The organism is Streptomyces sp. NPDC046900, from assembly GCF_040644975.1.
In the GTDB taxonomy this organism is placed as follows: Bacteria; Actinomycetota; Actinomycetes; order Streptomycetales; family Streptomycetaceae; genus Streptomyces.
On sequence record NZ_JBEYXD010000063.1, the window covers coordinates 33,080 to 52,250 of the forward strand.

Genomic DNA, 19,171 nt, shown 5'->3' on the forward strand with positions numbered 1-19,171 from the left:
GCGCGAACCTCCGAAATCAAGCCGCGAGACTGTCAGCAGGCCACAACTCACGCGTCATCTCTCCGCCGTTGTGGGAGGGAGCGCATGACGGTGTCAGACGCGGCGGCAGCGATCTCGAATCTCGGAGATGACGGCTTTCTCGGACGCGTTGACGGGACCGTCCACAGTGGCCACCCGATCGGCCACGTCGAGGATGTCGCTCAGATCCCCCGGCTCGGCGTCTAGGCGCCCCCACACCTCGGCGGGGTCGATATCAACAAGGTGAGCGAGCTGTTTGTCGACCACCTGGTGGTGATCCCGGACCAGCCTCACCAGGTGCCGAATCAACAGCGCCTCATCGTCAGCGATCTTGTCGTCCGCCATAATGACGAGCCACGCGACCCACAGCATCAACTGCGGGTGCTGACTCCGCTTGCTCAGACCCTCGGCGAGTTCGATCACCCGCGCCTCGTTCCGGAAGACGGCTTGCGCGTGCCGTCCCGCGAGCAGCGTCGTATAGCGGTTCAACACCACCGCAAGGGGAACGCCTACCAGGGGGATACCGATCTTGATGACGTTCTTCTGAAGTAGATACTTCCCGACGACCGGGAGCCCCTTCCCGGCGCTCAGTACCGCTCCAGAGTAGAAGCGCTTGATCACCGGCCGCACAATGGCCGGGACCGCCTTGACTACACCTTCCCGGACCGCTTCCCCACTCTTGATCGTGAAGGCCACTCGGATGAGCTTCCACATGTCATCGGGGTCGGACAGGTCGAGCGGGACCCGATAGAGGACTGCGACGTCGTAGGCCAGGCGAAGCTGGAGCCGGGTGATGAACGCGACATCGACCATCAGGGTCGCGACGGCGGCCGGGACAGTCGCCGGCGAGGCACCACCAAGGCTTCCGAGGGTGGCGACGACGGCCGCCGAGTAGGCCCCGGCGGAGAGCCCACCTTCGAGCGCCGCGTACCGAGCCGCCATCTTGATCCGCTGATTGACGATGGCATCCGGGGGTACGCCCTCATACCGCTCCTGGAAGTACTGCCAGTCGACCTTCTCGGTGTAGGAGCTCAGGGCCTGAGCGATGAGCTTGGTGAACCAGCTGCCCGACTTGATATCGTCCGCGCTCAGCCCTTTGACGAACTCCCGTATCTCGTCCCGCTCATGCTCGACAACTTCCCGGTCGGCATCGTCGTCACCGTCGACGTCGACAGCGTCAATCGGAGCTTCGGTCATGGCGAGTTCCCCCAGGCGGTTGCGTATAGCCAGGTTGCCAGGTTTGGACAACCCACTGCAGTCTCAACACGGTGACTCAGTAACCAGCACATTTGCCGACAGATGTCCCGTTGAGCTGCAACCCTAACGCGTCATCATGCGGCTGGTGCCATCGCGTCGACCTCCGTCATGATCGCCTTCACTGCGGTCAACTGCGTCACACACCAAGCAACCCCGAGTTGGTTCGACACCGTGAACAGCACCGTGTCGGTCGCGTTCACCGCCTCGTCCGTCGCGAGCTCCTCGGCGATGCGGTCGGGCTCACCCGCGTACGTCCGGCCGAAGCGCGACCGGCCCCCCTCGAGAAGCCCGACCTGGTCTTCCTGTTCCTGAGTGTCAGCGACCGCGTCAACGTCGTTCGGCGACAGCGAGTTCGTCGCGCTCGGCCCGCACCTCCTCCAGCTGCTGGCCAACTGGTCCTCCAGCTCGTCTAGACGAGTCTGTCCAAATGCCTGCGGACACGAAGAGAGGGCGTCCATGATCGTTTGTGACGACGAACCTGGACACCCTCGTGACCGCACTGTACGTCAAGATCGATGACGAGTGGGCCGACTTGGCGCGCTTGCCTGGACGGCCGCCGAAGCTCACTCACTCGGAGTTGCTGTGCCTCGCGGTCATGCAGGCAATGCTGGGCTTCCACTGCGAGGCCCGCTGGCTGCGACACCTGCGGGCGCACTACCGGGACATGTTTCCGTTCATCCCGCAGGACTCCGGCTACAACAAGCGTCTGCGGGCCGCATTGCCGCAGATCAAGCGGGTGATCCGGATGCTGGCGAAGGACACGGACTTCTGGCACGACACCGTGTGGATCACCGACTCGACCCCGGTGCCGTGCGGTATGTCCCGTCCGACAGTCAAGCGTTCCGAGCTGGCAGGCTGGGCCAACTACGGCTACTGCGCGTCGCATTCACGGTTCTTCTGGGGGCTGCGGCTGTATCTGGTGTGTACCCCGGCCGGGATGCCCGTCCTGTGGGCGCTGGCTGACCCGAAGCTCGGCGAGCGCGAGGTCCTGGCCGCGATGCTGGAAGTCGACGCCGACCTGGTCCGTGAACGGCCAGGTCTCCTGCTGATCAGCGACAAGGGCTTCGCGTCCAAGCCGTTCGAGCGGTCACTGTCCGCACAGGGCATCACCCTGCTGCGGCCCTCCCGCAAGAAGGAGGTGATGCGGGCCGGCGAGCCGATGCTCAAGAAGGTCCGGCAGCTGATCGAGTCGGTCAACGACACCCTCAAAGGCCAGCTCGACCTGGAGCAACACGGTGGGCGCACCGTCGAGGGCATCGCCGTGCGCGTCGCCCAGCGCGTGCTGGCACTCGCGGCAGCGATCTGGCATAACTTCCGCACCGGCCAGGCGGTCAGCCGCTCACTAACCGCCTACGATCACTGAACGTATTCGGACAGACTCGTCTAGTTCGCGCATCGCACCGCGATCCGTTCCGCGATCCCGGACTCCACCCTGGGACCGGATCGTAGGCGGCAACGGGCCGTCGCCACGTCGGACACCCCGAGGGTTCCGCTCAGTCCGCGTACTCCGCGGTCCGTTCAGGCCCCTGAGACGTTGTACTGCGCCCGCCCGAGGTGCTCGAGCACGGTTTGGTGGGCCCGCCAGCCGTCGGGGAACTTCGGCGGGACGTCCAGGTAGAGCGGCGAGGTGGACGGGTGGCGGTCGAGGAGTTCGCGGATGCCTGCGCGGCCGACGACCACGCAGGCGTGGCGGTGTCGGGACAGGAGGACGCAGAGCCGGCCGGTTTCGAGGTGGAAGGCGCTTGCGTCGGCGCGGCCTGAGAGGGGGTGCCAGACGAGGGTGACGTCGAACTCGCGGCCCTGGAGGCGGTTGGCGGTGTCGACGGTGATGTCGGCCAGATGGGGGCCGTGGCGGTCGAGGTGCTCGCGGACGGCGGCGACCTGGTCGTTGTGAGCGGCGCCGATGGCGATGCGGAAGGCGGTGAGGTGGGCGGGCTTGCCGGACGAGTGGGTGGTGGCGCCGCGCTGGAGCAGGCGGTTGGCGGTGTTGGCGAGTGCGGCGGCGAGTTCCCGATCGGTGCGCAGGGTATGGCGGTGGGGCAGCTCGAGGTAGCCCCAGCCGGTGGCGGCGGCCTTGTCGAGAACCTGGTCGACCGGGGTGGCGCCGAGGGCGGCGGTGGCCAGGGTCAGGAGCCGGTCGCCCTCGCGGGTGCCGGGGGTGAAGGGGTAGAAGGGGTAGAAGGCCTGCTCGACAAGGGGCGCAGCGGAGGCGGGCAGGCGCCAGGAGATGGGCAGCTGGTGCAGGGGCATGCCGGGGTTGTGGGCGAGGGCCACGTCGACGGCGTTGCGCAGCGGGTCCCATGTGAGGCCGGCCCAGCGGTCGGTGTCGATGGTGGCGAACGGGTCGAGCTGGCCGGGGTCACCGACGAAGAGGGCGTGCTCGAAGAGCTTGCCGGTGCGCAGCAGCGCGTCGGAGCGCATCTGGTAGGCCTCGTCGACGATGGCCCAGTCCCAGGAGACGTCCTTGACGAAGGCCCACTTCGCGGCGGTGGCGATGACGACCGGAAGGTCCCGCAGGTCGGCGACGTCGGTGGAGAGAGTCACGTTGACCAGGTCGAGGATGCGGCGCGGGGCGGCGTATCCGCTGGCGTGGAGGCGGCCGATGCCGAGGTCGGGTCGGTCGGTGGCGAGGCGGGTGACGAGGTCGTCGACCTGTTCGTTGGTCTGAGCGACGATCATGAGGGGACGGTTCTGGTCGGCGAGGTGTCCGGCGGCACGCACGACAAGGGTGGACTTGCCCGCGCCGGGCGGCGAGTCGACGACGATGCCGCGCTCGGTAGTGGTGTCGAGATCGTGGAGCACACCGGCCACCGCGGCATCAGCGCGGGCGCCAGGGCTGTCCGGGCCGGCGGGCGCCGGGCCCTTGGAGGCGGGGAGTGTCGGCGTGGTCATTCCCAGGCCTCCTGGGCGTCGTCGTTGGTCGGCTGGTAGTCCTCGTGGGCACCGCCGTGCGTCCAGGGCACCTCGTTGTCGTCCGGCACGGCGGCCGAGGTGAAGTGGCCACCGAGGACGGTGTAGAGGAGTTCCTCGCCGAGTTCGGGGACGGCGCCGTCAGGTGCCGGAGGCTTCTGCTTCCCGAGTCCGCCGGAGAGTTCGAGGTCGACGTGGAAGCCCTCTGCTGCCTCGCGGATGTCGATGACCACGGCCTTCTGGCCGGGGCGGGCGGGGCTGCGCAATTCCTTGCCGTCCCCGGTGCGCGGTCTGGTCTCGGTCTGCAGCGTGACCAGGGGCCTAAACACCGCGCGCTTGGGCCCTTGGACCATGCGTTCGGCGTCCCTGGCCACCACCCGTCCGGCGAAGGCGGCGCCGTCGAGTTCGTACTCGGCCATGACCAGCGGATCGTCGAAGGCGCGGGCGGTCTGGTAGCGGGTGACGGCGTCCTCGAGGCGGGCCAGGCGGCGGGCGGCGCCGGCCGCGTGGTCGCGGCGCGGCTGCGGTGCTCCGCCCTCGGCGAGGTACTCGGAGCGCAGGGTGAACACGGTGCGGTCGTACGCCCAGCGGTCAAAGACGCTCCGGCCGGGCGGCAGGTCGCGCAGCAGGCCGATGCCGTGCCACATGTCGTGCCAGGTGGGCAGCAGTTGGGAGCGCAGCTCGGTCTCCAGGGCGCGGACGGCGGCAGTCTGGCGCTGCTCCTCGCCGGTCGCGCAGGCGGCGTCGTAGGCCGCGATCAGCTCGACCAGGGTGCGGTCGAAGACCGGGTCGGTGGCCGGGCCCGCGGGCGGGTGGCGGTCGGGATCCTCAGCGAGGAGCGCCGCCTCGGGGCCGGTCAGGCCGGCGGGCGGGTCGATCCAGCCAAGGACGGCGGCCAGGTTGCCGTCCTCCGTGCTGCTCTGGCCCGTGGCCCAGTGCGCGGTGAGCAGCCCGGTCATGCTCAGCAGCAGGCTGGAGCCGGGGAACTCGCTCTGGTCGCACGCCCAGGTGAGCCAGTTGCCGAGCAGCGGCACGGCCGGATCGACGGCGTGTTCGCCGGTGGTCCGGCGCAGCCGGGTGGAGCGGCCGAGGAGCCGGGTGAAGGCCACACCGGCGGGGTTGGGCAGGAGGATCTGCGGGGCCTCGGCATAGCGTTCGCGGGTCTCCTTGCCCCGGGCCGCCGCATAGGACTCCGTCCGCTCGCGGCAGGAGTCGAAGTACGGCAGGAGCAGCGCGGCGAGCTGCTCGGTGAAGCGGAAGCGCTCGGTGCGGTTGCGCGGCTGCGCTACGACGAGCAGCTGGGGCCGGTCGCGGTCGGTGCCGGCCATGGCGGCCAGCGGAGCGCAGGCCTCGCCGGCGAGCTTGAGCGGGACGAAGACGAAAGGCCGCTCGGCAATGTGGGTGTGACGGACGATGGTGAGCGGCTGGGCTCGGCCCACCTGCTCGGCACGCAAGGCGGCAAGGGCGGTAAGGGTACTCACGCGGCGCCTCCGATCCGGCGAGCGCGCAGTCGGTCGCCGGCGCGCAGCCGTTCGACGATCTCGGCCTGGGCGGGGTCGGGATCGAGCACGGCGTCGATGAGCCTGAGCGCCGTGCGGGTGGAGTCGATACCGGGCAGCTCGTTGCGTACCGAGGCGCCCAGGCGGGCCGGCTCGCAGGCAGTGGTGGCCTGGTTGCGGCAGTACCGGGCCAGTTCGCAGAAGTCGAGGCAGGCGGGATGGTAGGCGGCATCCAGGTGGTCGAGCGCACGGGCGAGTTCCTCGCCGGTGCGGGCCGGCCTGCCGTCGCCGCCTGCGGTGAGGTCGAAGGTGGCGTCGGCCGGGAGGAGGGCGGCGAGGTCCTCGGCGCGGCCGAGGCGGCCGAGTTGGAACTCGATCGCGTCCAGCTTCTGGCGCAGGTCGACGAGTCTGCCGTAGGGCTGGTTGGCGAAGTCTTTGGGGCAGATGAGCAGGAACTGGTCCGCGACGGCGGCCGCGGCCGCCTGGGCGTCGAGGCCGAGGGCGGCGAGGGTCTGGCGCAGCGCGATGACGTACACGGCGGCCTGCTTGGCCGCCTCGGCGACCTTGCCCGGGTCGGCCTGGCCGTCGATCGCGGCAAACGACTTGATCTCGGCGATGTAGAACCTGCCGCCGATGCGGTGGGTGACGGCGTCGGGTTCGAGGTAGGCGGTCTGGCCTGCGACCTGGAGCGTGAGAACGGGGTGGTCCAGGATCAGACGCTCGTCGCTGCCCTGGGCGACGCGGCGGAGAAGCCGGCGGGTCTCGGCGGCGCGGAGCTTGAGGTCGGTGTTGGCGCCGACCGTGTTCAGGTCGGCCACCCCGGCCTCGCGGACCGGTATGTCGAGCTCCGTGCGCAGCAGGGTGAACATGGCGGCGTAGCCGTCCGCCTTGACCAGGTCCTCGAAGGCGTTGCCCCGGGATATCGCGAACGGGGACTGCCCGAAGCGGGCGCCGAAGCCGACGCGGGCGGCGAGCACGTCCTTGTCCACGCCGGCGGCGTCGAGCACAGCGCGGCGGGAACAGCCGGGGTTGGCAGTCAACGCGGTGATCTTCCGCGCGGTGTACGCCTGCGGAGCGATCGGTCCGCGCAGGCGCGAGAGCCTGTCTTCGGAGCTGGGCGGCGCCATGGCTTCTTCCTGGGCGGGTGGGCAGACGGGAACCGGGGTGGAGTGCTGCTTAGGTGCCGTGGGTTCCGGTGGGGTCGGCGGCACCGGCGAGACCGAGCGACGGTGCGCCGAAAAGCTTCTGCGAGTCCGTCAGGTCACGGGCACGCTCGGCCGCGGCACGCCGCTGGGCGGCGTCCTCCTCGGCGTGGACCTCGAACTCCGCCGTGGCGGCGCGGATGACCCGCTCCGGGTCGGGGGCGCCGAAACCCTCGTGCGCTCCCGGCACGTTCTGCGCGAAGCGGTGCAGGAGTCGCCAGGCGGCGTCCGAGGGTTGCTCGCCGGTCGCCTGGATGCGCTGGATCTGCTCGGCCACCCTGACGGCCTGGGTGAGGAAGTCCGTGCGCGGGCCGAGCGGCCCGACGATGCGCTGCTCCAAGGGCCAGGTGGAGACGGCAAGAAGCCCTCTGGCCGGAGCCAGCCGGTCGTGGGTCAGGGCCGCGCAGATGTAGTAGGGGCGCGCGTACGCCTGTGCGGCGAAGGAGCGCTCCTCATCGCGCCGCAATGACGCGAGCCGGGTGGTGACGATCGTGTCGGCGAAGAATGCCTCGTGCGTGGCGGAGATCAGCTTGGGTGCGGCGTTGGCGCCGAGGACGGTGAGCGCCTGGTGCACCTGCTCGCGCACGGGAATCACGGCGCCGGCGCTGCGGGAGGCTCTCACCGCGGCGGAGACAGCATCCGACCGCTGCCGGCCCGCACTTTCGTCCGGCTCCGCGAGGGCGGTATCGGCTTCCGCATCCAGGGCCTCGTTCCATGCCTGCTCGACAGCGCGCAGTTCACGTCGGGCCTTCGACGCGGCGCCCTTGTCTCCTGCGCGCGTTGCTTCACGGAGGGCGGCACGCAGGTCCGCCATCCGCTGTTCGAGTGCTTCGAGTGACTCGGGCATGGCGGCAGCATAGCCCAGACTCCAACCCTTTCCAATGTCTTCCAAAGGGTTCCAAAGTTTGACTCGATGGCGCTACGCTCCTGGCAACAGCACGGCTCCCGCCCCGCTCGGGCAGAGCCTGTGCACACCTTCGCCATGCCTCGTGTCAGGCCCCACCCTGCCGCCGGCTGCAGCGGGTTCCTACCTCCGACTCGCCCTTCGCGCATCCTGTGCCACTCCACCAAGGAACTGCCATGAGCCCTGCCACGCCCCCGTATCCGCCGAACCCGGCCACCCCGAACTGGGCGGCGCAGCCCCCGACCGCCTACGCCCCGGCGCCGCAGCCGCCCGTGAAGCCGACGCGGCGCAAGGCCTGGCTCACCCACGGCGCGGTCGGGGTCGTCGCCCTGTGTCTCGGCGCCGCGGCAGGCGGCGGGGGCGCCGAGGCCGACGGCAACGCGGCTGCCGCCCCTGCTGCGCCGGTGCCCGCCACCGCCAAGGCGGCCGCCGCCCCGGCCCCCACGGTGACCGCCACCAAGACGGTCACCGCCAAGCCGCCCAAGCCCAAGGGCCCCGCCACCACCGTCGCCGGGGACGGCGAGTACCTGGTCGGCACCGACATGCAGGCCGGCACCTACCGCACCGCCGGCCCGGACAACTCGGTCCTGTGCTACTGGGAGCGGGCCAAGGACTCCAGCGGCGACTTCGAATCGATCATCGCCAACAACAACCTCCAGGGAAGCGGCCGGGTGACCGTCCGCAAGGGCGAGGTCTTCAAGACCACCGGCTGCCAGAAGTGGGCCAAGGCCGGCTGACCGCACAGCACCCCCGACGCGAAAACCCGCGACCATCACCCAGCGACAGGGAGAAGCACAGCTTGACCGAGTCCGGCGAGCCCGAGCTCACCGTCTACTACCGGCACCTGGCCGCACTGCTCAAGCGCAGCAACGACGACAACTTCCGCGCCCTGCTGGAACAGGCGCGCCGCGTCGTGCGGGGCGAGTACGAGACCGGCCTGTACGACCACCAGCAGGCCTTCCGGCTCCTGTGGCACCACCTGGACCGCAACGGGTACCTGCGCCAGGCCCACCGCGACACCCACACCAGGCTCGCCTCCGGCCGCACCGCCCCGAACGAGACCGCCGACCTGGAGCTCTTCCTCACCGTCTACGCGCAAGTCCGCGCCACCGCCGCCCGCACCACCTGAACCCGCGCCAAGCATCGACCCCGCGCCGCAATACACCCGCCCGGTGGCGGACCGCCCCGCGCCGCCCGCCACCCATCCACCAGAACAGGAGGAGCGCCATGGGACAGCGCTCACCACTCGCACACGCACCCCGGCCCCAGACCCGCCAGCGCCGCGGCATCTGCATCAACCAGCAGGTCAAGGCCCTGGCCGGACCGATCGGCGGACGACGTCGAGGGCGTCGGTGGCCCACTTCACGACGTGGAACGGGTCCATGCAGCGCACCGCGTCCGGGCAGCGGGTCGCAACGACGGCATCGATCCACTCGGCGCCGTCCGCCGACACATGCGTGATCTTCGCGGCGCGCTGAGGGCCGCAGCCGCTGGCAGGCCAGGTCAGGCACTCACGGAAGCGAAAGCGACAGAAGAGCCCGAAATCCACCACCGGCGGATCACTGCGAAACCAGCCCAGTACTCCCCCAACAGCCGTCGGTCGCTCCCAGCGTGACGCACACCGACACCAAGCAACAGACCCCTCCCGTCTCCGGGCTTCCTGCTCCGCAGCCCAAGCCCCACCGGCCTGCCCAGGTCCCGGCTGTGGCGCAGGCCGCCCGGCCGCCGGGACCACCTCACCCGAGCAGAAGGAGAAGTCGTCGTGGCGAAGGCTCCCGCCGTCATAGGCGTACTGACCGAACCGCCCCAGCCCACCTGGTGGAAAGCGAACCGGCACAAGGTCCTGGTCGTGATCGGCCTGCTGGTCGGCTACTGGATTGGTACCCACACCGCCGACGCCAGCTCCCCCCAGCCACGGCCCGGGCACACCCCGCCAGCCACACACTCCCCCAGCCACCAGAGTTCGAACCACGCCGCGCTTCGCCTCGCCGCCTAGTGACGGACCTGGCCGGTGACACGCCTGCCTGCGCCAGGCCCACCGCGACGCCCGCGCCCACCTCGCCTCCGGCCGCACCGCCCCGGAGGAGGCCGCCGACCTGGAGCTCTTCCTCACCGTCTACGCGCAAGTCCGCGCCACCGCCGCCCGCACCGCCTGAACCCGCGCCAAGCACCGACCCCGCGCCGCACTACACCCGCCCGGTGGTCGGACCGCGCCGCCCGCCACTCACCTAGAACAGGAGGATCGCCATGGGACAGCGCTCACCGCTCGCACACGCACCCCGGCCCCAGACCCGCCAGCGCCGCGGCATCTGCATCAACCAGCAGGTCAAGGCCCTGGCCGGACCGATCGTCCTGGCCACCGACGCCTCCGTCGGCCCCGACCGGGTGGCCTCCGGCTACCTCGCCACCACCGGCCACACCGGCCTGCGCGCCCACCCCTACCCCCGATACCTCGTGCGCCCGCACTCCCGCGTGGTCGTCACCGAACTGCGCGCCGTGTACTGGGGACTCAAGGCGGTCCTGGCCGCACACCCCGGCCACGCCATCGAGGTCCGCGTGGACAACCTGCAGGCACTGCGGCACCTGCACAGCTGGCAGCAGGGCGGAACGGACATGCCCGAGGGCTACGACACCCACCTGCGCTCCCAGGGCCGCAAGCCCCGCCTGGTCAAACTGCAGATGCTCGCCGAATACACCCCCAACCTGACCTTCGTCCACGAGAAGGCCCACGCCGGCCACCCCCTCAACGAAGCCGCCGACTCCCTCGCCAAACTCGGCCTGCGCTGCCTGCGCGGCACCGTCCCCCGCACCGAACTCCCGCGCCTGGTGCCGCTGTGGGCCACCGGCGCCCTCGCCGACTACCGCCACTCCCAGGCCGCCTGACCCCGTGGTAGTCGGCGATCCGGGCACGGGTGCCGGTTACATTCCCGCCCGGTCCCGGACGCGTCCCTCCCACGCTCCACTGTGATCCGCCTACACTCACACCAATTAGGGGAAATCCATGCAAACTCGCATCATCAGCGCTGCCCTGGCGTGCGCCGCAGCCGGCGTACTCGTCGCCTGCGACCCGGCAACCAGTACCTCGTCCTCTCACGGCACCACCCCGCCGGCACCGGCGCCCACAGCCGCCAGCCCCAGCACCCCCACGCAGGACAGCAAACCGACCGCAGGCAAACGAGAGGCAGTCCCCGATTTCGTCGGCATGGGGCTGCAATCCGCACAGGACACCGCCCAGAGCCAAGGCTTCTACTCGCTGGCGTCGCACGACGCTCTGGGACGCGGCCGGATGCAGGCCTTCGACCGCAACTGGAAGGTCTGCAGCCAGAACACGGCCGCCGGCACGATGGTGCCGACCGGCACCACCCTGGACTTCGGCGCGGTCAAACTGGAGGAGACCTGCCCCGCCGCGGACGAGGCGGTGCCGTCGGCAGCCGGAGGCAAGATGCCGAACTTCAAGGGCAAGTCGCTCAAGGCGGCTCGTGCCGCCCTCGACAGCAGCACGTCGATCAGCGTCAAGGACGCCTCAGCACAGGATCGTTGGGTGCTGGTGGAGAGCAACTGGCAGGTGTGCAGCCAAACCCCGGATGCCGGCACCGAGTTGAACGGACAGCCCGTGACGTTCACGGCCGTCAAATTCGGCGAATCCTGTCCCTAGCGGCGATTCCCGGAGCGTGCGCCGCCTGCGGAGGCCGTTACCTATGCCCCGGCGGCCGTCTGAGAGCACGGCCGCGTTCCACCCTCCTCCGAGCGAGCACGGCGCCCAGACAGAGGCAGGGCCTGACGCCGGGGCGCACTTCGCGGCGACCGAAGCCGCCTCGCGACGGCTTGCGTCCACGTGGCCTGGGCCTTCTTCCGGCCCCGCAACCGGATTGAGACGACCGGAGCGGTCCTCAACTACCGACGTACATGGAGCAATCGCCATACGATTGGTCCCTCACGCTGCCCGCGATCGCTCCAGGCGGGGGTGATGGGGGGGTATCTGCAACAAGGGGGGACCTATGCCGCTTTCTGCTTCGCTGCCCGGCGGTTGGGAGTACGACGTACCGACGACGGGTAGCAAGCGCCTGCCGCCGGACGCAGGGTATGGGAGGGCGCTCACCAACCAGGGCTACAGCTTCGAGGCTGCGGTCGCGGACCTGGTCGACAACTCCATCGACGCTGGCGCTGACGCTGTCGTGGTGCTCTTTCTGCGGGACGCGGATCGGATCATTTCTCTGCTGGTCGTCGACAACGGGCGCGGCATGGATGCCGAAGGGCTCGACCACGCCATGACCGTGGGTCGGCGCAGGGAGTACGGCAGTCACGCCTTGGGCATGTACGGCACAGGTTTGAAGGCGGCGTCGCTGTCGCAGGCCCGCTCCCTCACCTTGATAAGCCGGACCAAGTGCAGCCGTGCAGCGGGCCGGAAGCTCACTGCCGAGGGGCTTGAGGACGGTTTCCGCTGCGACACGGTCGATCCGGCTTTCGCCCAGGAGCAGGTCGACGCCTACGACGGGCTGATCGAGTGGCAGGGCACGATCGTCCGCTGGGACCGGGTGCGCGCCTTCGAGACCGTCGCCCCAGGGCAGAGCGAGCAGTTCCTGTCGAAGGCCATAGCCCGCCTTGAGACCCACCTCGGCCTCTTCCTGCACCGCTTCCTCAGCAGCGGGCTGCGACTCGATATCGCAGTCTGGGATGTGGCTGCGGGAGAGGAGACAGACCACATCAGCGTGGACCCGCTCGACCCCTTCGGCTACAAGGTGCCGGGCAGAGCCGGATACCCGAAGAAATTCGCCGCGCCGGTCGAAGGCATAGGACAGGTCGACCTGGAGGCCCATATCTGGCCCGCCAAATCCAACCTCGCCGGCTTCCGGCAGATCGGTCCGGTCCACGACCGCCAGGGCTTCTACTTCTACCGCAACGATCGCCTCGTCCAGGCCGGCGGCTGGAGCAACCTGCGCACACCCGAGTCGCATCTCGCACTGGCCCGCGTAGCAGTGGACCTGCCCGAGACGGACAGCGACGTGTTCAGCCTCACCGTCAAGAAGGACGGGGTCCAAGTCACCCCGGCCTTCACCCTCGCCGTGGAGCAGGCCGCCGACGCCGCGGGCCACATGTTCCGGGCCTACCTCGCGGACGCAGAGGCCGCATACCGGGAAGGCATGTCGCGCTCAGCCGTCGACAGACCCGCCGTCATCGAACCCGGCAAAGGGTTCGACCCGAAGATCAAGCGCGCCGTGCGCGAGGAGCTCCCGCTCAAGGACAGCGAGGACCCGATCCGCATCGAGTGGACCAGCCTTCCCGCGGACCAGTTCTTCCAACTCGACCGCACCAGCAACGCCGTCCTCCTCAACAAGGCCTTCCGCGAGGACTTCAACGACGGCCGACGCGGCGGCTCGAACGACGCACCCGTCACCAAGACGCTGCTCTACCTGCTTCTCCAGGACTCTTTCGGCCTCGGCCGCTGGGAGAAGAAGCGCGCGGACCGCATCGAGTACTGGAACGCGGTCCTGCTCGCCGCCGTCCACGCCCAGCGGGAGCGCCGCACCCGCGCCGAGTACTGAACAAGCCGCAGACCACTACGAGGAAGCCGCCGTGACCGACCCGATCCTGCAGATCCACGCCCAAGCTCTGAGCGGCATGGGGCCCAACCCGCGGAGCTTCCGCACGCTCGCCCAGCTGATTGCCGAGGACATCCCTGGCGGTGACCTCAGCGAAGACGCCTTCCGCGAGCGCATTACCGAGGATGCAGCCTGCGGCGGCCCGCTGGCCGCTCTTTGGGGAAAGGCCCTCAACACCTGGGACCGGGAGCAGGCGCCAAACTGGTCCGCAGGCACCGTCGCCCGCACCCGCGAGCGCCGCCTTGCGGTCTACGACCGGCTCGGATTCGGCCCAGAGCTGCGCGCTGCCCTGGATACCGCCGCCCCGGTGGCTGTCACACCGCCTGCCACTGTCATCGCCCGCGAGCACGTCCCCTGGTACACCGGCGAACGCGCAACGGCCCGCTCGTTCTACTGGCCTGCCTACGAGCGCAAGCTCCAGCAAAAGAAGTGGCACCCCGAGGCGATTGCTGACCTCGACGAGGCAAGCCGAGCCGTCGTGGAGCGCCTGACCGACCCCGAGCAGCCTGCCAGGCGGCAGGCCAAAGGCCTGGCCGTGGGCTATGTGCAGTCCGGAAAGACGGCGAACTTCACCGGCGTCGTCGCGAAAGCCCTCGACGCTGGCTACCGTCTGGTCATCGTTCTCGGCGGGACGCTGAACCTGCTGCGCGCCCAGACGCAGCGGCGCCTGGACATGGAGCTGATCGGCCAGGAGAACATCCTGCGCGGGGCCGATCTGAGCGACCTGGACTCGCTGGTCGGCATCGACTATGTCGAAGACGAGGACTGGCCGAAGTTCGTGCAGCACGGCGGCCGTCCGTCTGCCCAGCGCGCCTTCGACATCGAGCGGCTCACCACCCGCGACAAGGACTACAAGAGCCTTGAACAAGGGATCCGCGCCCTGGAGTTCGAGAAGCGGGATCCGACGAAGCCGCTGTACGACCCCGTGAACCTCCACCACGCCGCAGCCCGGGTGATGGTCGTCAAGAAGAACAAGGCCGTCCTCACCAAGCTGGTCAGTGACCTCAAGAAGATCCACGGCATCCTCGGCGAAATCCCCGCCCTGATCATCGATGACGAGTCCGACCAGGCCTCGGTGAACACATCAGACCCGTCAAAGTGGGCCAAGGGCGCCACCGAGCGGAGCACCATCAACGGGCTCATCTCGAAGTTGCTGGAGCTGCTCCCCCGGGCGCAGTACGTCGGCTACACCGCCACACCGTTCGCGAACGTATTCGTCGACCCGGGCGACGCCCAGGACATCTTCCCCAGCGACTTCCTCATCTCATTGGAGGCCCCTGCGGGATACATGGGCGTGCGGGACTTCCACGACCTCGACTCCCCCCTCCCCGACTCCGAGCGCACGCCAGCGAACTCCCAGGAGAAGGCCCACGTCCGCTCGATCACAGAGAAGACCGGCGACCTCCTGCAGGAAGCCATGGACAGCTTCCTGCTCGCCGGCGCCTTGAAGCTCTTCCGCGCCGACCGCGGGGTAGACGCCGAACCCTTCCGCCACCACACCATGCTGGTCCACCAGTCCGTGCGCACCGACGACCACGCCGAGCTGGCCCTGCGCATCAACTCCATGTGGCATCAGGCCGGCTACGCCTCCACGCAAGGCCACTCCCGCCTCGCCGATCTCTGGGAGAGGGACTTCAGGAAGGTCTCCGCCGCCCGCGCAGCCGACCTCCCCAACCCGGACTCCTACGACGAGCTCCGCCCCTATATCAGCCGCGCTCGCCAGAGGATCAGCTCCGGCGGAAACCCGGTCGTGATCGTCAATGGCGACACCGACCGCTACTTCGAGCAACTCGACCTCGACTTCGACCGCACTCCGCACGTGTGGAAGATCCTCATCGGCGGCACCAAGCTCTCCCGCGGTTTCACCGTCGAGGGCCTCACCATCACCTACTACCGCCGCACCGCCCGCCAGGCGGACACGCTGATGCAGATGGGTCGCTGGTTCGGCTTCCGGCCCGGCTACCGCGACCTGGTACGCCTCTACATCGGGCGCGAAGAGCCCCTCACACGGACCAGGACAGTAGATCTCTACGAAGCCTTCGAAGCGATCTGCCGCGACGAGGAGCTGTTCCGCCAGGAACTCAAGCAGTACGCCGAACTCATCGACGGCAAGCCCCAGGTCATTCCCGACGAAGTGCCGCCCCTGGTCGCTCAGCACCTGCCCTGGGTCAAGCCTTCCGCGCGCAACAAGATGTTCAACGCCGAACTGGTCGAGATCCGGTCGCCAGGCAGGCCCATCGAGCTGCTCTCCTACCCGCAGGAGCCAGCGGCTTTGGCCCGCAACGTCGATCGCTGGGCACCGGTGCTGAAGACCTTCCCGACCGAGTCGACCGCCATCCCCAGCCTGACTGCCCGCGGCGGCGTGGCGACACGGCCTTTCACCGCGCAGATCTCTCGGATCAAGCACGCAGAACTTCTCGCCGTGCTCAGCCGTCTCGAGTGGGCGGGCGAACGCCTCTTCGTGCCGCATCTGAACTACCTGGCTCAGCTCGACGGCCGACTGGCCCTTGTCACCGACTGGCTGCTGATCGCATCGCAACTCACCGAAGGAAACCGCGTCGAGGCCTCTGTAGCGGGATCCGCCCCGCTCTCGCTCAGCCGCCGGACCCGCCAGCGGGGGACGCCTGCGTTCGGCCGTATCGCTGGCGTCAACCACCAGCGGGCGGCCGGGGCCCTCATCGCCGCTGCCGCGGCACCCGGCCCGGACAGCATGGTCGGCCCAGACACCGGTGTCGCACTGATCTATCCGATCGTCGAAGGCGAAATCGAAGAGGACGTGCGGTCTGCTGTGTCGAACGGCAAGGCCGATTCCAAGAAGGTCGTCATGGCCTTCACGCTCTACCCGCCCAAGTCCGCCATCGACTCCTCCCGGCGGCTGGTCCGCTTCCGCGCAAAGGACTCCCGCCACCCCGACCAAGCGATCATCCCTGCACCCGGCGCCTGAACCGCCAAGAGCCCCAGTGCAACAGCCCCGGCCCTGGACCCAGGTCGCTAGCGCCATGTTCTATCCGACGCAGATCCCAGGGCCGGCCCGCTTGCCGAACAACGCCCCCGCAAACAGCGGTAGGCGAGCACGCACACCTGCGGACCATCCCAGCAGAAGAGAGGTGCACCAGCCCGAGGCCGAGCGCCTACCCCAAGTTGCTCTGAGACGAAGCAGTCCTGCGTCCATGTGCCTGCCGTGCAACGCGCCCCCACCGACGGCAGCTCTCAGGAGTTCCAGCCGTGGAGCGGATCTTATGCAGGACCACCGGCGACGCTCCCTCCTTCGAACCACGGCCGCAGGCTGCTGCACGCTCGCCCAGGCACGCAAAGTGTCAGTGCGGGCTGGTAGGTCTTGGAGCATGACTCTTCCTGCCGCTTCTGGACCGCACGTGGCGTTCTCAGACCTGGAGACCGCAGACCTCGTCCTCGATGCGGTCTACGCGGGCGGGACAAGCGGCAATACAGGGGACGAGCCGATCTCCAAGCTCATAAAGGGGGTCGGCAACCAGGGCGGCTTCCGGTACGCCGGCTGGCCGACCAAGGGCAACGTGAAGCTCGCCGTGCTCTACACAAGCGGGGGCGAAGCGGACTGGCCTGACCACCTGGATGTGGAGACCGGCACGTTCACGTACTACGGCGACAACAAGACGCCCGGCCAGAGCCTTCACGGCACGTCCCGGGCGGGCAACGTCCTGCTGCGAGACGTGTTCGCCGCCTCCCACGGAACCGCAGCCGACCGGGCGAAGGTTCCTCCGTTCTTCCTGTTCGAGAAGGCCGGGGCGTCGGGCCGCTCCGTGCTCTTCCGCGGTTTGCTGGCCCCGGGCGGCCCCACCCTCTCGTCGGACGATGAACTGGCCGCCATCTGGCGGTCGACCGCCGGCCTGCGGTTCCAGAACTACCGGTCGCACTTCACCGTCCTCGACCACGACCGGATCCCCCGCATCTGGATCCAGCACCTGCTCGCTGGCGGAGACCCCCTCGGCGGCGGTTGCCCGGATGTATGGCGTACCTGGGTGGAGGGCCGGGTGTACCGCCCGATGCTCGCTCCGGCGACGACTGCCATCCGTTCGAAGACCGATCAGCTTCCGGACGACCCCGCGGGAGCGGCCATACTGGAAGAGGTCAGGGAGTACTTCCGCGGCCGCGAGCACGACTTCGAGAGCTGCGCCGTGGCTATCTGGCGGCTGATCGCGCGGAACACAGGGCCGGTAGACGTCACGCGCCCCAGCCGGGACGGGGGACGCGATGCGGTGGGCACGTACGGTCTGGGGCCGGCCTCCAGCCGCATCGCGATCGACTTCGCCCTCGAAGCGAAATGCTACGGGGCAGGCAACTCAGTGGGGGTACGAGAGGTCTCGCGGCTGATCTCCAGGATCAGGCACCGGAACTTCGGCGTCCTGGTGACCACGTCCTACTTCCACAAGCAGGTTCAGGAGGAGGTCCACGAGGACGGCCATCCCATCGTGCTGGTCTCCGGCCGGGACATCGTCGACGCACTGCGCCAGGATGGCCGCACCACCGTCGACGCCGTGCGCCAGTGGCTGGACCAGAGCTTCCCGAAGCCGTAGCCGCCACCAGCAAGCCGCGGCCTGGGCTGCCCATACGGTCTTGCCGTCAGGTGAGGGAGCCGCAGGCATCAAGCGGATCGGAATGGCCGCTCTCGGCGGGCCTAGATAGGACTACGGGTCAGGAGGCCTCTGACCATCCACGGCTGCCGTCAACGACGCCCGGAAGCGCGCACGGCACTCCGGCAGAACTCCGGAAGCGGTGATGCGCGGGCGGGGCTGCACTTCCGGGTCGGGCCGAAGGGGGCTGATCAGAACTCGTCGGTGCGGGGGCCGTTCGGGCATGCATCCGTGAGCAAGCCTGAAAGCTCCTCAATCGCAAGGACAGCAGGGCAGCATGTTGGGCGTGGCAGAGGGTGGACGCACCGTTCTGGTTCGGTTTGCTGACACCATCCCCTATGAGCCACTGGTCCTCGTCATCGTGGACGGCAATCAAGCCTGGGAGTTGGCCAGTGGCTGCTGTGCGCTGGGCGGCGGCGAGCAGGCCGGCAGGCAACCGCCCGTTGGGGACGGCCGTATGAGGTGAGGCTGGCGGGTGCCCAGCCGAGCACTGCTGCAGGCCGTCACCCGTCGCACCCACTGGCCGTGTGCTCCCAGATAATGATGTCTGCGGCTCGAAGAAGGCTGAGAGGCCTTCCGTCGGGTGTGCGGATGGCGGCGGTGAGGCCGGTGATCCACTGCCTCTGGCTGCGCAGATCAGCCTGCAGAAGCGGCCACAGGCGGCGAGGCGTGTCCTTGTAGGCGCCGGGGGCCGGTCTCTCTTCGAGGTAGAACTGGTAGATGCTGCGGTCGAAGATCGGTACGAGGTGGGGCCGCTTCCGGTGGAGGATCTTAGTGGCGGCGACCGCTTTGAACCCGGGCAGCCCTGTCCCTCCGGCCTCTCCTGTAGCGACCAATGCCCGATCCACCAGGGACCACGGGCCCTCGAACGGGTCTAGTGTCCCGCGCCGGGAATTCGATCAAGATATGCGGCGAGACGCTGCAGGATCTCGTCGGCGTCCTTTGTCCAGACGAAGGGCTTGGGGTCCTCGTTCCACCGGGCGATCCAGGCGCGGATGTCCCGTTCCAGGGCCTGGAGGTTCTTGTGGACTCCGCGCCGTATCTGTTTGTCCGTCAGGAATGCGAACCACCGCTCGACTTGATTGAGCCAGGACGAGTAGGTGGGCGTGAAGTGCATGTGGAAACGGGGATGCGTCTCCAGCCATTTGCGGACCGTCGGCGCCTTGTGGGT

At 68.9% G+C, this 19,171-nt stretch carries 18 protein-coding genes and 1 pseudogene; 10 read left to right on the forward strand and 9 right to left on the reverse strand.

Translation table 11 applies throughout. From position 1 onward, the window contains the following. Nucleotides 1-93 precede the first annotated feature (93 nt). Together ABZ904_RS37330 and ABZ904_RS37335 are read right to left on the reverse strand one after the other, a co-directional pair. Nucleotides 94-1,215, reverse strand: coding sequence for a hypothetical protein (locus ABZ904_RS37330; RefSeq protein WP_361828598.1), 1,122 nt, complete (start codon nucleotides 1,213-1,215; stop codon nucleotides 94-96). A 134-nt stretch (nucleotides 1,216-1,349) separates the two neighbouring features. Next, nucleotides 1,350-1,733: a hypothetical protein gene (locus ABZ904_RS37335; RefSeq protein WP_361828601.1), complete on the reverse strand. Its 384-nt coding sequence runs from the start codon at nucleotides 1,731-1,733 to the stop codon at nucleotides 1,350-1,352. A gap of 8 nt (nucleotides 1,734-1,741) precedes the next feature. Here ABZ904_RS37335 and ABZ904_RS37340 point away from each other — a divergent pair, with 8 nt between their 5' ends. Beyond that, on the forward strand, nucleotides 1,742-2,638 hold the full coding sequence (locus ABZ904_RS37340) for an IS982 family transposase (RefSeq protein WP_361828604.1): 897 nt from the start codon (nucleotides 1,742-1,744) through the stop codon (nucleotides 2,636-2,638). A 155-nt stretch (nucleotides 2,639-2,793) separates the two neighbouring features. On the opposite strand, the gene ABZ904_RS37345 is transcribed toward ABZ904_RS37340, so the two are convergent. From ABZ904_RS37345 to ABZ904_RS37360, 4 genes are read right to left on the reverse strand one after another with little or no spacing between them, the layout of a single operon-like run. After that, nucleotides 2,794-4,167 carry an AAA domain-containing protein gene (locus tag ABZ904_RS37345; protein ID WP_361828607.1) on the reverse strand — a complete coding sequence of 458 codons (1,374 nt, stop codon included), beginning with the start codon at nucleotides 4,165-4,167 and terminating at the stop codon, nucleotides 2,794-2,796. Next, nucleotides 4,164-5,666, reverse strand: a complete 1,503-nt coding sequence (locus tag ABZ904_RS37350; protein WP_361828610.1) for a hypothetical protein — start codon at nucleotides 5,664-5,666, stop codon at nucleotides 4,164-4,166. The genes ABZ904_RS37345 and ABZ904_RS37350 overlap by 4 nt, the downstream gene beginning before the upstream one ends. Next, on the reverse strand, nucleotides 5,663-6,811 hold the full coding sequence (locus ABZ904_RS37355) for a hypothetical protein (RefSeq protein WP_361828612.1): 1,149 nt from the start codon (nucleotides 6,809-6,811) through the stop codon (nucleotides 5,663-5,665). Before ABZ904_RS37355 ends, ABZ904_RS37350 begins: the two co-directional genes overlap by 4 nt. A gap of 49 nt (nucleotides 6,812-6,860) precedes the next feature. Further along, complete coding sequence (locus ABZ904_RS37360; RefSeq protein ID WP_361828614.1) at nucleotides 6,861-7,733, reverse strand: hypothetical protein; 873 nt, start codon at nucleotides 7,731-7,733, stop codon at nucleotides 6,861-6,863. Between the two features lie 233 nt (nucleotides 7,734-7,966). On the opposite strand from ABZ904_RS37360, the gene ABZ904_RS37365 reads away from it, so the two are divergent. After that, entirely contained in the window at nucleotides 7,967-8,527 is a 561-nt protein-coding gene (locus tag ABZ904_RS37365; RefSeq protein WP_361828616.1) for a hypothetical protein, read from the forward strand. Nucleotides 8,528-8,589: 62 nt separating this feature from the next. Next, nucleotides 8,590-8,919 carry a hypothetical protein gene (locus ABZ904_RS37370; RefSeq protein WP_361828618.1) on the forward strand — a complete coding sequence of 110 codons (330 nt, stop codon included), beginning with the start codon at nucleotides 8,590-8,592 and terminating at the stop codon, nucleotides 8,917-8,919. 195 nt (nucleotides 8,920-9,114) lie between these two features. Here ABZ904_RS37370 and ABZ904_RS37375 read toward each other — a convergent pair. Further along, nucleotides 9,115-9,273, reverse strand: a pseudogene (locus ABZ904_RS37375) (transposase); the annotation flags it as partial. A gap of 279 nt (nucleotides 9,274-9,552) precedes the next feature. Here ABZ904_RS37375 and ABZ904_RS37380 point away from each other — a divergent pair. The 7 genes from ABZ904_RS37380 (at nucleotide 9,553) to ABZ904_RS37410 (ending at nucleotide 18,466) form a co-directional block, all read left to right on the forward strand. Next, nucleotides 9,553-9,786: a hypothetical protein gene (locus ABZ904_RS37380; protein ID WP_359396838.1), complete on the forward strand. Its 234-nt coding sequence runs from the start codon at nucleotides 9,553-9,555 to the stop codon at nucleotides 9,784-9,786. Nucleotides 9,787-10,037: 251 nt separating this feature from the next. Next, nucleotides 10,038-10,673, forward strand: coding sequence for a hypothetical protein (locus ABZ904_RS37385; RefSeq protein ID WP_361828620.1), 636 nt, complete (start codon nucleotides 10,038-10,040; stop codon nucleotides 10,671-10,673). Between the two features lie 118 nt (nucleotides 10,674-10,791). After that, on the forward strand, nucleotides 10,792-11,445 hold the full coding sequence (locus ABZ904_RS37390) for a PASTA domain-containing protein (RefSeq protein ID WP_361828622.1): 654 nt from the start codon (nucleotides 10,792-10,794) through the stop codon (nucleotides 11,443-11,445). 343 nt (nucleotides 11,446-11,788) lie between these two features. Beyond that, nucleotides 11,789-13,333 carry an ATP-binding protein gene (locus ABZ904_RS37395; RefSeq protein ID WP_361828624.1) on the forward strand — a complete coding sequence of 515 codons (1,545 nt, stop codon included), beginning with the start codon at nucleotides 11,789-11,791 and terminating at the stop codon, nucleotides 13,331-13,333. Between the two features lie 31 nt (nucleotides 13,334-13,364). Continuing rightward, nucleotides 13,365-16,334, forward strand: coding sequence for a Z1 domain-containing protein (locus ABZ904_RS37400; RefSeq protein ID WP_361828626.1), 2,970 nt, complete (start codon nucleotides 13,365-13,367; stop codon nucleotides 16,332-16,334). 430 nt (nucleotides 16,335-16,764) lie between these two features. Continuing rightward, nucleotides 16,765-17,943, forward strand: a complete 1,179-nt coding sequence (locus ABZ904_RS37405) for a restriction endonuclease (protein WP_361828628.1) — start codon at nucleotides 16,765-16,767, stop codon at nucleotides 17,941-17,943. Nucleotides 17,944-18,286: 343 nt separating this feature from the next. Next, the gene (locus ABZ904_RS37410; RefSeq protein WP_361828630.1) at nucleotides 18,287-18,466 is read left to right on the forward strand and encodes a hypothetical protein; all 180 of its coding nucleotides are present in this window, start codon (nucleotides 18,287-18,289) and stop codon (nucleotides 18,464-18,466) included. 37 nt (nucleotides 18,467-18,503) lie between these two features. On the opposite strand, the gene ABZ904_RS37415 is transcribed toward ABZ904_RS37410, so the two are convergent. Both ABZ904_RS37415 and ABZ904_RS37420 read right to left on the reverse strand, forming a co-directional pair. Next, entirely contained in the window at nucleotides 18,504-18,836 is a 333-nt protein-coding gene (locus ABZ904_RS37415; protein WP_361828632.1) for a DUF6308 family protein, read from the reverse strand. 38 nt (nucleotides 18,837-18,874) lie between these two features. Beyond that, on the reverse strand, nucleotides 18,875-19,171 hold a 297-nt coding region (locus ABZ904_RS37420), incomplete at its 5' end, for a transposase (RefSeq protein WP_361828634.1).

Bases quoted from the DNA above. Each gene is read 5' to 3' on its own strand.
- ABZ904_RS37395 (WP_361828624.1), top strand. From the start codon at position 11,789: ATGCCGCTTTCTGCTTCGCTGCCCGGCGGTTGGGAGTACGACGTACCG.
- ABZ904_RS37360 (WP_361828614.1), bottom strand. From the start codon at position 7,733: ATGCCCGAGTCACTCGAAGCACTCGAACAGCGGATGGCGGACCTGCGT.
- ABZ904_RS37390 (WP_361828622.1), top strand. From the start codon at position 10,792: ATGCAAACTCGCATCATCAGCGCTGCCCTGGCGTGCGCCGCAGCCGGC.
- ABZ904_RS37335 (WP_361828601.1), bottom strand. From the start codon at position 1,733: ATGGACGCCCTCTCTTCGTGTCCGCAGGCATTTGGACAGACTCGTCTA.
- ABZ904_RS37385 (WP_361828620.1), top strand. From the start codon at position 10,038: ATGGGACAGCGCTCACCGCTCGCACACGCACCCCGGCCCCAGACCCGC.
- ABZ904_RS37365 (WP_361828616.1), top strand. From the start codon at position 7,967: ATGAGCCCTGCCACGCCCCCGTATCCGCCGAACCCGGCCACCCCGAAC.
- ABZ904_RS37355 (WP_361828612.1), bottom strand. From the start codon at position 6,811: ATGGCGCCGCCCAGCTCCGAAGACAGGCTCTCGCGCCTGCGCGGACCG.
- ABZ904_RS37330 (WP_361828598.1), bottom strand. From the start codon at position 1,215: ATGACCGAAGCTCCGATTGACGCTGTCGACGTCGACGGTGACGACGAT.
- ABZ904_RS37345 (WP_361828607.1), bottom strand. From the start codon at position 4,167: ATGACCACGCCGACACTCCCCGCCTCCAAGGGCCCGGCGCCCGCCGGC.